This window comes from Mesorhizobium sp. M4A.F.Ca.ET.090.04.2.1, assembly GCF_003999085.1.
Taxonomy (GTDB): Bacteria; Pseudomonadota; Alphaproteobacteria; order Rhizobiales; family Rhizobiaceae; genus Mesorhizobium.
Genome location: NZ_RZOT01000170.1, coordinates 1 through 10,804 on the forward strand (window position 1 = coordinate 1; position 10,804 = coordinate 10,804).

Below are 10,804 nucleotides of genomic sequence, written 5' to 3' on the forward strand. Positions count from 1 at the left end.
GAGCACCAGCGGCACGTTGGAGCCGGTGTTCCAGTTGGCCTCCATGGCGGCGATCTTCTGCGGCTGGTGCTCGAGCGTGTTCAGGCCGTGCTGGTCGCCGGCGAAGATCTGGACCGGGATCAGGATGGCGGCGGTGAAGACGCCGGTGCGCAGCGCCTTCCACATCGATTCCGAGCGGTCGCCGGTGAGATAGCGCAGCGCCGACAGGCCGGCGATGAGGAAGGATACGGTCAGCCCCGAGGCGAGCAGCATGTGGACGAGCCGGTAAGGCATCGAAGGGTTGAAGACGATCGCCCACCAGTCGACGGCATGCGCCTTGCCGTCGCGCATCTCGAAGCCGGCCGGCGTCTGCATCCAGGAATTGAGCGCGATGATCCAGAAGGCGGAAACCGTGGTGCCGCCGGCGACCAGTACGGTGGCCAGCGTGTGGATGCGGTTGGACACGCGGCGGAAGCCGAACAGCATGATGCCGAGGAAGGCCGCCTCGAGGAAGAAGGCGGTGAGGATCTCATAGGCCAGCAACGGGCCGGCGATGTTGCCGACGGTCTCCATGTAGCCCGGCCAGTTGGTGCCGAACTGGAAGCTCATGGTGACGCCCGAGACCACGCCCATGGCGAAGGACAAAGCGAACACCTTCACCCAGGTGAAATAGGCGCGCATCCAGGCGGAATCGCCGGTCCTGTTGTAACGCAGCTTGAAGAACAGCAGCACCCAGCCAAGTGCAATGGTGATTGCCGGAAACAGGATATGGAACGAAATATTCGCGCCGAACTGGATGCGCGACAGGATGAGCGGGTCCATGGGCGACTCCGGCTGCTGCTTATGGCTCACAGAATAGGGCGCTGACGCGGTCCGGTCAAAGCGGCGTGGCGCCACGCGGGGCGCGTTGTCGCAGCAGTTCGGGCGAAAGCGTCAGCGCCCGATCGGGGAATGATTGTCCAGAATTGTCAGCAGCGGCATTGACTTCCCGCCGCGGGCACCGACATTCAGCGCAATAAAAATCCACAACCGCCTTTCAAGCAGCCGTTTTCAGCCATGCCATCCATTATTTCGATTGCCGGGGTGACCAAGACCTACGCCACCGGTTTCAAGGCCTTGAAGGAAATCAACCTCGACATCGAGCGCGGCGAGATCTTCGCGCTGCTCGGGCCGAATGGTGCCGGCAAGACGACGCTGATCTCGATCGTCTGCGGCATCGTCAACCGCTCTTCCGGCACGGTCATGGTCGACGGCCACGACATTGCGCGCGACTACCGCGCCGCACGCAGCCTGATCGGGCTGGTGCCGCAGGAACTGACCATCGACGCCTTCGAGACCGTCTGGGCGACGGTCAACTACAGCCGCGGCCTGTTCGGCAGGCCGGCCAACCATGCCTTTGTCGAGAAGGTGCTGCGCGACCTTTCGCTGTGGGAGAAGAAGGACGCCAAGGCGATCACGCTGTCAGGCGGCATGAAGCGCCGGCTGATGATCGCCAAGGCGCTTTCACACGAGCCGCGCGTGCTGTTCCTCGACGAGCCAACGGCCGGCGTCGACGTCGAACTACGCCAGGACATGTGGGCGATGGTGCGCCGGCTGCGCGAGGACGGCGTGACCATCATCCTCACAACGCATTACATCGAGGAAGCCGAGGCGATGGCCGACCGCGTCGGCGTCATCAACCGCGGCGAGATCGTGCTGGTCGACGACAAGGCCGAGCTGATGCGCAAGCTCGGTCGCAAGCGGCTGCTGCTGGAGCTGCGCAGTCCGCTCGGCGCGATACCGGAGAGCTTCTCGCGCTACGCGCTGGAACTGTCGCCCGACGGCGGACAATTGACCTACACCTACGACAACCAGAGCGACCGGCCGGGCGTCGCCTCGCTGATCCGCGACATCGAGGCGGCCGGCATTCAGTTCCGCGACATCGAGACGGAGAACAGCTCGCTGGAGGAGATCTTCGTCAATCTGTTGAGGCAAGAGCCATGAACCTTCGTGCGGTATGGGCGATCTACCGGGTGGAGATGGCGCGCGCGCTGCGCACCGTGCTGCAGAGCATCATCTCGCCGGTGCTGTCGACCTCGCTCTATTTCGTCGTCTTCGGCTCAGCCATCGGCTCGCGCATCACCGAGATCGACGGCATCAGTTACGGCGCCTTCATCGTGCCGGGGCTGATCATGCTGTCGCTGCTGACGCAGTCGATCTCGAATGCCTCCTTCGCCATCTATTTCCCGAAATTCGTCGGCTCGATCTACGAGCTGCTTTCGGCGCCAGTGTCCTATCTGGAGATCGTCATCGCCTATGTCGGGGGTGCGGCGACCAAGTCGATCGTGCTCGGCCTGATCATCCTGGCCACCGCCTCGCTGTTCGTGCCGCTGCATATCGAGCACCCGTTCTGGATGCTCGCCTTCCTGGTGCTGACGGCGGTGACCTTCAGCCTGTTCGGCTTCATCATCGGCATCTGGGCGAAGAGCTTCGAGCAGCTGCAGCTTGTGCCGCTGCTGATCATCACGCCGCTGACCTTCCTCGGCGGCAGCTTCTATTCGATCAACATGCTGCCCGGCATCTGGCGCACGGTGACGCTGTTCAACCCGGTCGTCTATCTGATCAGCGGGTTCCGCTGGAGCTTCTACGGCAAGTCGGACGTCTCGGTCGGCATCAGCCTCGGCATGACCGTGGTGTTCCTGGGCGTCTGCATCGCGATCGTCGCCTGGATATTCAGGACCGGGTATCGATTGAGGAACTGACCGGCAGGTCAGATCGCCTTCACCAGCCGCAGCAGCCCCAGCATCTCGACAAGCGTCCCCCTGCGGAAGGCGACATAGGTCGGCTGTTCCTGGCCGTGGAAACGGCGCTTGAAGGCCGCCTGGCCCTGCAAATTGAACTTCGAGCGATTGATCCAGGCGGAGCCGTAGGCGCGCTGGAAGGTGCTGCGCCAGAAGCTCGATTCGGCAAAGCCGCTGGCCTCGATGTCGACCAGCGGCGACAGACCCAGCGTGACGACGGACTTGCCCTCCTCGCGAAAGCGGTCGACGGCGAATTTGGTCAGGCCGATCTCGGCATGCGGCGTGGCGTCGATATGCTTGCGCTTGAAGGCGGTGGTGTAGCCGATGACCTTGCCGTCGCGAAACAGCGGATCGAAATCGAGCAGGGCGACCAGCTCGCCCTCCGGCCCATGCAGCACGAAGCGGCGCATGTCGGCGCCGAGATGGTCGGCGAAGGGCCGGTTGAGGAAACCCATCTCCCAGCGCTTGACGATGCGCTCGCCGCGCCAGTTCTCCGACAGCCTGGCGATCTCGTCGAGGAAGATGTTGCGCCTGTCCTCCTCGAAGGAAAAACCCTTCTTCGACAGCCAGCGTTCGGAATAGCGCACCGTCTCGTTGCGCTTGCCGGAGAAATCGTGCGCGGGCAGGTGCAGCCTGGTGTCGATGCCGAGGCGATTGATGCGGTAGCCGAGACCGGCCAGCACCCGCGCGGTATCGGCGCCGATCTGCACGAACCAGGGATCGCCTGCGGCCTCGACGAAGCGCTTGATATAGGCCGGCCGCTCGGCCGGATGGACCACCGGATCGCCGAGCGCGAAATGGTGCTTCATCTTGGTGCCGAAGGCGATGTAGCCGTCGCCATCGCTGAAATAGGACAGTTTCTGCTGCACGGCCGTGGAATAGGCGAGCGAGAAATCGCCATGCCGGCGCACCAGCGCCAGGCGCTCGAGATGCGTCAGGTCGCGCCGCGGAACCTTGGGTGCTGCGCCTTCGAGAAACCTGTCAATGTGGATCCGCAGGGAGGGCATGAGGTTCCGCGTGCCGATAGATGGAGACCCGTCGACCCGCAGGGCCCGAATCAGTCGCCTTGGCACGGTCAATCATACCGCGCAGGCGCCATATAGGATGCAATCGGCACCGACAGAAGGGGAAATCTCGGCCAAAGGGTGGCGAGTGGGCAGCGCGCCATGCGCCCTAATCGGCCGGATCGGCTTGCATCCTGTGGTAGCAGGCTTTGACTTTTCATGTGATGTTATATATCATGTTATCGTTTTGACTGAACGAGCTGGATCATGGACGACATCATACGGTCGCTTGGCTTTCTGTGCCTGGGCAGCAGGTTCAAGCGCATCGGCGAGCAGTTGCAGGCGGATACGCAGCGCGTGCTCGACGAGCTGGAGGTCCGGGTCCAGTCGAGCCAGTATCCACTGCTCGCCGCGCTCGACAGGCTGGGGCCGCTGCCGGTCGGCGAGCTGGCGCAGTCGGTCGGGATCGCGCAGCCGGGCGTCACGCGCAGCGTGGCGCTGCTGGCCGAACTGGGACTGGTCGAGGTCAGCCCGTCGAACGACGACCAGCGGCGCCGAATCGTCTCCCTCAGCCGCAACGGCCGACGGCTGGTCGATGTGGCGAAGCGCGAAGTCTGGCCTCGCATCGAGGGCGCCGTCCAGGATCTGTGCGCCGATCTATCCGGGCCACTGCTCGAGCAACTGGCCGCCATCGAGGACGGCCTCGACGCAGCGCCGCTGCATCGTCGCATCAAGGAAGCCGAAGGCGCCGTGCCATGAAACACGTGCTCGACCGTCCCATCTGGAGCGCTCTCGCGACGCGGCATCAGGCCTTCGCGCAAGGCGACAACCTCGCCAGGCGATACATGCCGTCAATCGTTCCGTTCTCCGCGACGGCCGTGGACGACAAGGAAAGCCTTGAGGCGCTGGCCAAGCTTATTCCACCACGCGAAAGCTCCTTCGTGGTCCAGGCGGACGCAATCGTCCTGCCCGCGGCGCTCTGTGCGATTTCAACCGCGTCCCTGGTCCAGATGATTGCCGAGCATCCGGTGCAGGCCGTGTCGGACGAGCGCATCCGGCGGTTGACGCAGGACGATGCCGCCGAGATGCTCGCTCTGGCGGCGCTCACCAGGCCCGGCCCGTTCACGCTGGAGGCGTTGAGCCTCGGCGATTTCTGGGGGGTCAAGATCGACGGCAGGCTGGCGGCGATGGCCGGCGAGCGCATGAAGCAGCCGGGCTATACCGAGCTCAGCGGCGTGTGCTCGCATCCGGATTTCCGCGGCGGCGGCCTTGCCAGGCGGCTGTCCCTGTTCGTTGCAAACCGGATCATGACGCGGGGCGAAATCCCCTATCTCCACGCTTATGCCAGCAATGTCGCGGCCACGGGACTGTACGAGTCCATCGGCTTCCGGCTGAGAAGCATGATGAACATGGCCGTGGTTCAGCGCACCGGATAGGGCGCACCAGCGGCCGTTCTCGCGGACCTAGAGCGTTTCACGGAAACGGCAAACTGCTCCGTCTCTTTGTTTTTTGTTTTGAGGCAATTCCGGACGGAAAACCGCTCACACTTTTCCTGGAATTGCTCTAGGCCGACTTTGGCTCAAGCCGCCGGAAGCCGACGGCTTCCATCAGCATGTCCTCTTCGACCATGCCGGCATTGTGCAGGGCAAGCAGGTTCAGGGCGATTTCCCGGGCTTCGGTCGAATCGGGATGCGCCTGGCGCCGCCGGCAGGCCTCGTCAAAGACGCGCTGCAGCCTGGCGATATCGGCAGGCTTCAGCAGGCCACGGTCATAAACAGACTTTGGCATGGCAGTCTCCTGACAAGGACCTAGGGCGCCACGCATAAATTGCCAATCTTTCCCGAAGCTTGACTGGTTCGCGAAATGAAAAGGAGGGATCTCGGGGCGCCGAGATCCCTTCTTTGATCATGCAATGGGTCGAGATGACCGCAGGTCAGACGGCGATCTTGCCGCCGCCCTTTTTGGTGATGGCGACCACTGAAGGCCGCGTCGGCATGTCGGGCTTGAAGTCGGGCCAGCGGGTCGCCAGGTCCTCATAGTAGGAGGGGCGGCCGAAGGCTTCCCAATCCTCGCCGCCGTCGCCCGGATGCTGGACGGCGACGAAGGCGGTCTGATCGTCCGGCGCGAACAGCGGGCCGCACATCTCGGCGCCGATCGGCACGCGGAAGAACAGCTTTGAGGTCGCCCGCGCGGCGCCCTCGGTGTCGACCGCCCACAGGCCGTCAGTACGGCCGGTGGCCTTCGGGCCCTGGCCGTCGGTGGCGACCCACAAGCGGCCGGCCGAATCGACGGCGCAATTGTCCGGCATGCCGAACCAGCCATTGGCGGTGGTCGCGGTCGAGAAGGTGGCGCCGACGTCGGCCACCGAAGGATCGCCGCATTTCAGCATCACTTCCCACTTACCCTTGGCGGCAGTGAAGTCGCCGCCGTCCTCGACGATCTCGATGATATGCCCGAAGGCGTTCGCCGCGCGCGGATTGGCGGCGTCGACCTGTTCGGGCTTGCGCTTGGAATTGTTGGTCAGCATGACATAGACCTTGCCGTTGGCGCCGTTCGGCTGGATGTCCTCGGGACGGTCCATCTTGGTGGCGCCGAGCAGGTCGGCGGCGCGGCGCGTCTCGATCAGCACGTCGGCCTGGCCGGTAAAGCCATTCTCAGCGGTGAGCGGCCCCTGGCCGAACACGATCGGCATCCATTCGACGGTGCCATCCTCGGCGAATTTGGCGACATGCAGCGTGCCGTCGTCGAGCAGGTCCTTGTTGGCCGCGAGGTCGTTGGGATTGAATTTGCCCGTGGTGACAAATTTATAGACATAGTCGAAACGCTCGTCGTCGCCGAGATAGAAGACGACGCGGCCGTCCTTGGCGACGATCGATTCCGCGCCCTCATGCTTGAAGCGGCCCATGGCCGTGCGCTTGCGCGGCACCGAATTCGGATCATTGACGTCGACCTCGACGATCCAGCCGAAGCGGTTGGGCTCGTTCGGCTCCTTGGCAAGGTCGAAGCGGTCGTAATGCGCGCCCCATTCATAGGCGCCTTCCGGGATGCCGAGACGCTTGTAGTTGGCCGCTTCCTTGTGGCCTTCCGGCAGCTCGCCGGTGAAATAGCCATGGATGTTCTCCTCGGCCATGACATAGGTGCCCCATGGGGTGACGCCGCCGGCGCAATTGTTGAAGGTGCCGACGACCTTGGTGCCGGAAGGATCGGCGTTGGTCTTGAGGCGATCATGGCCGGCGGCCGGACCCGACAGCGCCATCTCGGTTTTGGAGGTGATCCGCCGGTTGAGCTTGCCGTCGCGCACCACCTGCCATTTGCCCCCGTCCTTGCGGATCTCGACGATGGTGCCGCCATGCGCCGCCATCTCGACATCGACCTGCTCCTTGCTGAGAGGCGCTGTCTCTGCGGCCTTCTTGCCGTCCTTGTCGACGATCTTGACGATGCCGGGGAACATCAGATGCGGGTTGGTGTATTCGTGGTTGACCACCAGCAGACCATGCTCGGCCGAGCCGTCGATCGGGATATAGCCGATATAGTCGTTGTTGTAGCCGAACTGTTTTGCCTGGGCCTCGGCCGACTGCTTTACCGGGTCGAATTCCGGCGAGTCGGCAAACAGCGGGTCGCCCCAGCGCAAGAGCACATCGGCGTCGTAACCCGGTGCGACATGGTGCTTGTCGTCGATGCCGGCCTCGAGCTCGTCGAACTTGAAAGCCGAGGCTTCTGCGGCGCGGGCATCGTCGGCGGCGACGAGCGCCAGCGGGCTGACCGTGGCGGCGATGGCCGAAACGGCCAGCGAGCCCTTCAGGAAGCCACGGCGCGAGAAACGCGCGGCGATGATCTCGCCCATGGTGCGGTTGTCGGTAGGATTGACGGCCGGACCGTCATTCTCCTCGAGCAGGCTGGTGCGGAAACCGGTGTCAGGGGAGCGGTGGTCGGTCATGAGCTTTCCTCTGGCTTCTTGGCTGGAGCATGTGAGCTTCCGACCCGTATAGCCGCAGGATCACATTTTCGTGACAGAAGTCGCGATTTCGGCAATCTATTTGCCGGCTCATGAGCGCGACCATGGATACGGCCGGCTTCGGCCGTCATTCGTCGCTCCCGCATGATCGTCAAAATATCGCGCCGGCCAGCACCAACCATGTTGCCAGGACGTATCTTGCGACATCCGGCTTCGATCATGTCTGAGCGGGACACCGGTCCGACGCGGTCTGCTTGACGGCCTCGCGCGCTTGGGAAACAAGGACTGCGGCACGCGCGGCGACGGCCGCTACAGGAGGGGATGAAAAGTGAGTTTCTGGGGACTGGTGCAGCTTGGTGTGTCGACCGTGATCTTCCTGCTCGCGGCGACCGCGGCCAAGCAATGGGGGCTGGCGCCAAGCCTCGGCAAGATCGTGCTGACGCTGGCGCTCTATTCGATCGGCAACCTGATCATGCTGAGGCTGATCCGTGAGTTCGGCATGTCGGTGTCGTTCAGCCTTTCGGCGGTGATCCAACTGGTGTCGGTGAACGTGGTTGCGCTTGCCTTTTTCGGCGAGAGGGTCAACGCGCTGCAGGCCACCGGCATCGTGCTGGCGATCGCCGCCGTGGCGCTGATCACCCTCGGGCCCTATATGCAGCGGCTGTAGTCGGACGGCCAAGCTGATGAGGTCCTTCGCAACCGCCCTGCTCAACAAGATCGAGTTCCCGGTTCTACTGGCCGGACTGGTGATCGCCGGCGGTCTGTGGGGCTTGGAGGAGCTGATGGAGGTGGCGCACGCGACCACGCCGCATGCTTTCGACACCGAGATCCTGCTCGCCTTTCGCCATCCGGGCCAGCCGGATAGTCCGATCGGCCCGGCCTGGCTGGAAGGGGCGGTGCGCGACATTACCAGCCTTGGCGGCACCAGCGTTTTGGTGCTGGTGACGACAGCGGTCATCATCTATCTACTGCTCATCCGCCGGCCGGCAACCGCGCTGCTGATGTTCGTGGCCGTGGCGGGCGGGCAAGTGCTGTCGAGCCTGCTCAAGTTCGAAGTCGACCGGCCACGACCGGATCTTGTTTCGCATCTCGTCAACGAGACCTCGCTGTCCTTTCCGAGTGGTCACGCCATGCTTTCGGCGGTGACCTACCTCACCCTAGGCAGCATGGCGGCCCGCTTCCTGCCGGGCCGCACGACGAAGATCTTTGTCCTCGGCCTTGCCATACTGACGACATTGCTGGTCGGCGCCAGCCGCGTCTATCTCGGCGTCCACTGGCCGTCCGACGTGCTCGCCGGCTGGTGTGCCGGTTTCGCCTGGGCCATGCTCTGCTGGCTGGTGGCGCGCTTCCTGCAGCGGCGCCATGCGGTGGCGGACAGTGAGTGACCCATGTTTCATCCATGCTAAATGATGCTTGAAACATCATGATCCTTATATTATCCATTGATACTGCAGACTCAGACAAGGGTTCTGGCCGATGATCACCGCCCAGCAGATGCGCGCCGCGAGGGCGCTGGCCGGCATCGATCAGAAGACGCTGGCCGAGCGCGCCGGGGTTTCGCTTCCGACCATCCAGCGCATGGAGGCGAGCGACGGTGTCGTCAGGGGCGTGGTCGACACGCTGATGAAGGTCATCCAGGCCCTCGACGGGTCCGGGGTGGAGCTGATCGGCGAGAACCAGGCCAGCGAGCGCGGCGGCAGGGGCGTGCGCCTCAAGCCGGCCGCACCGCAGAACCCGCAAGGCTGAGCCGGCACGTAAAGTGTTAGAGCATATCTTGTGCGTCCGATTTGGACGCGCGTCGCTCTAAAGTCGCGACGGCGACCGCCGACATCCCTGCCGACGATCCCGCCGCCTTTCAGGAGTGGAAGGCAGTCCATGGATCAAACCAGGCGGGCAACCCATCAACCGGCACGGCCGACATTTGCCGAACTGTTCACACCGAAGCTGGTGACGGTGCTGCGCGAGGGCTACACGCTGGCGCATTTCAGGGCCGACGCCGTTGCCGGGCTGACGGTCGCCATCGTGGCGCTGCCACTGTCGATGGCGATCGCGATCGCATCCGGCGTCACACCAGAGCGCGGCCTCTACACCTCGATCGTCGGCGGCTTCATCATTTCGGCGCTCGGCGGCAGCCGCTTCCAGATCGGCGGGCCGGCGGGCGCCTTCATCGTGCTGGTGGCGGCGACGGTGGCGCGTGTGGGCGTCGACGGTCTGCTGCTGGCGACGATTATGGCCGGCGTCTTCCTGCTCGCCATCGGCTACCTCAGGCTCGGCACCTATATCAAGTTCATCCCGTATCCGGTGACCGTCGGCTTCACCGCGGGGATTGCCGTCATCATCTTCTCCGGCCAGATCACCGAGCTGTTCGGGCTGAAGCTCGCCGGCAAGGAGCCGGGGCCGCTGGTGCCGAAGCTGATGGCGCTCAGCGAGGCGGCCGGCACGATCAACCCGGCCGCGACCTTCGTGGCGGTGCTTACCATCGCGACCATCGTCCTCCTCAAGCGCTGGCGGCCGAAATGGCCGGCGATGCTGGTCGCCATCGGGCTGGCCTCACTCGTCGTGGCGCTGTTTTCACTGCCGGCCGAAACGATCGGCACGCGCTTTGGCGGCATCCCGCGAAGCCTGCAATGGCCGGCCCTGCCGCCGCTCAGTCTCGACAGGATGGTCGACGTGCTGCCGGACGCGATCGCCTTTGCCCTGCTCGGCGCGATCGAATCGCTGCTGTCTGCCGTGGTCGCCGACGGCATGACCGGCCGCCGCCACCGCTCCAACTGCGAATTGGTGGCGCAAGGTTTCGCCAACATCGCGTCGGCCCTGTTCGGCGGAATCTGCGCCACCGGCACGATCGCCCGCACCGCCACCAACGTGCGGGCCGGCGCGCACGGTCCGGTCTCGGGCATGTTGCATTCGGCGATGCTCTTGGCGTTGATGCTGGTGGCGGCCCCGCTCGCCAGCTACATCCCGCTCGCCGCCCTTGCCGGCGTGCTGGCGGTGGTGTGCTGGAACATGTTCGAGAAACAGGCCTTCGCCACGCTGCTCAGAAGCTCGTCAGGCGATGCGCTGGTGCTGATGGCGACGTTCCTGAT

The 10,804-nt window shown here is 64.2% G+C and carries 13 protein-coding genes; 9 read left to right on the top strand and 4 right to left on the bottom strand.

The window, feature by feature from the left end; all coding sequences use genetic code 11:
* Positions 1–801, bottom strand: an 801-nt coding sequence (locus tag EN781_RS14180) for a cytochrome ubiquinol oxidase subunit I (RefSeq protein ID WP_145965502.1), incomplete at its 3' end; no start/stop codon positions are given.
* Between the two features lie 234 nt (positions 802–1,035).
* Between EN781_RS14180 and EN781_RS14185 the strand changes: the two genes are divergently transcribed.
* Complete coding sequence (locus EN781_RS14185) at positions 1,036–1,962, top strand: ABC transporter ATP-binding protein (RefSeq protein ID WP_126057249.1); 927 nt, start codon at positions 1,036–1,038, stop codon at positions 1,960–1,962.
* Positions 1,959–2,720, top strand: a complete 762-nt coding sequence (locus tag EN781_RS14190; RefSeq protein ID WP_126057250.1) for an ABC transporter permease — start codon at positions 1,959–1,961, stop codon at positions 2,718–2,720. The genes EN781_RS14185 and EN781_RS14190 overlap by 4 nt, the downstream gene beginning before the upstream one ends.
* An 8-nt stretch (positions 2,721–2,728) precedes the next feature.
* On the opposite strand, the gene EN781_RS14195 is transcribed toward EN781_RS14190, so the two are convergent.
* On the bottom strand, positions 2,729–3,766 hold the full coding sequence (locus EN781_RS14195) for a phosphatidylglycerol lysyltransferase domain-containing protein (RefSeq protein ID WP_126057251.1): 1,038 nt from the start codon (positions 3,764–3,766) through the stop codon (positions 2,729–2,731).
* A 264-nt stretch (positions 3,767–4,030) separates the two neighbouring features.
* On the opposite strand from EN781_RS14195, the gene EN781_RS14200 reads away from it, so the two are divergent.
* Together EN781_RS14200 and EN781_RS14205 are read left to right on the top strand one after the other, a co-directional pair.
* Complete coding sequence (locus EN781_RS14200; protein WP_126057252.1) at positions 4,031–4,522, top strand: MarR family transcriptional regulator; 492 nt, start codon at positions 4,031–4,033, stop codon at positions 4,520–4,522.
* Positions 4,519–5,199, top strand: a complete 681-nt coding sequence (locus EN781_RS14205; RefSeq protein ID WP_126057253.1) for a GNAT family N-acetyltransferase — start codon at positions 4,519–4,521, stop codon at positions 5,197–5,199. The genes EN781_RS14200 and EN781_RS14205 overlap by 4 nt, the downstream gene beginning before the upstream one ends.
* A gap of 127 nt (positions 5,200–5,326) precedes the next feature.
* Here EN781_RS14205 and EN781_RS14210 read toward each other — a convergent pair whose 3' ends face one another.
* Complete coding sequence (locus EN781_RS14210; RefSeq protein ID WP_126057254.1) at positions 5,327–5,551, bottom strand: hypothetical protein; 225 nt, start codon at positions 5,549–5,551, stop codon at positions 5,327–5,329.
* 145 nt (positions 5,552–5,696) lie between these two features.
* Positions 5,697–7,700, bottom strand: a complete 2,004-nt coding sequence (locus EN781_RS14215; RefSeq protein WP_126057255.1) for a PhoX family phosphatase — start codon at positions 7,698–7,700, stop codon at positions 5,697–5,699.
* 122 nt (positions 7,701–7,822) lie between these two features.
* On the opposite strand from EN781_RS14215, the gene EN781_RS35820 reads away from it, so the two are divergent.
* From EN781_RS35820 to EN781_RS14235, 5 genes are all read left to right on the top strand, one after another.
* On the top strand, positions 7,823–7,945 hold the full coding sequence (locus EN781_RS35820) for a hypothetical protein (RefSeq protein WP_281034372.1): 123 nt from the start codon (positions 7,823–7,825) through the stop codon (positions 7,943–7,945).
* Positions 7,946–8,046: 101 nt separating this feature from the next.
* The gene (locus EN781_RS14220; RefSeq protein WP_126057256.1) at positions 8,047–8,385 is read left to right on the top strand and encodes a hypothetical protein; all 339 of its coding nucleotides are present in this window, start codon (positions 8,047–8,049) and stop codon (positions 8,383–8,385) included.
* A gap of 16 nt (positions 8,386–8,401) precedes the next feature.
* Positions 8,402–9,103: a phosphatase PAP2 family protein gene (locus tag EN781_RS14225; protein ID WP_126057257.1), complete on the top strand. Its 702-nt coding sequence runs from the start codon at positions 8,402–8,404 to the stop codon at positions 9,101–9,103.
* Positions 9,104–9,194: 91 nt separating this feature from the next.
* The gene (locus EN781_RS14230) at positions 9,195–9,464 is read left to right on the top strand and encodes a helix-turn-helix transcriptional regulator (RefSeq protein ID WP_126057258.1); all 270 of its coding nucleotides are present in this window, start codon (positions 9,195–9,197) and stop codon (positions 9,462–9,464) included.
* Between the two features lie 129 nt (positions 9,465–9,593).
* On the top strand, positions 9,594–10,804 hold a 1,211-nt coding region (locus tag EN781_RS14235), incomplete at its 3' end, for a SulP family inorganic anion transporter (RefSeq protein WP_127400075.1).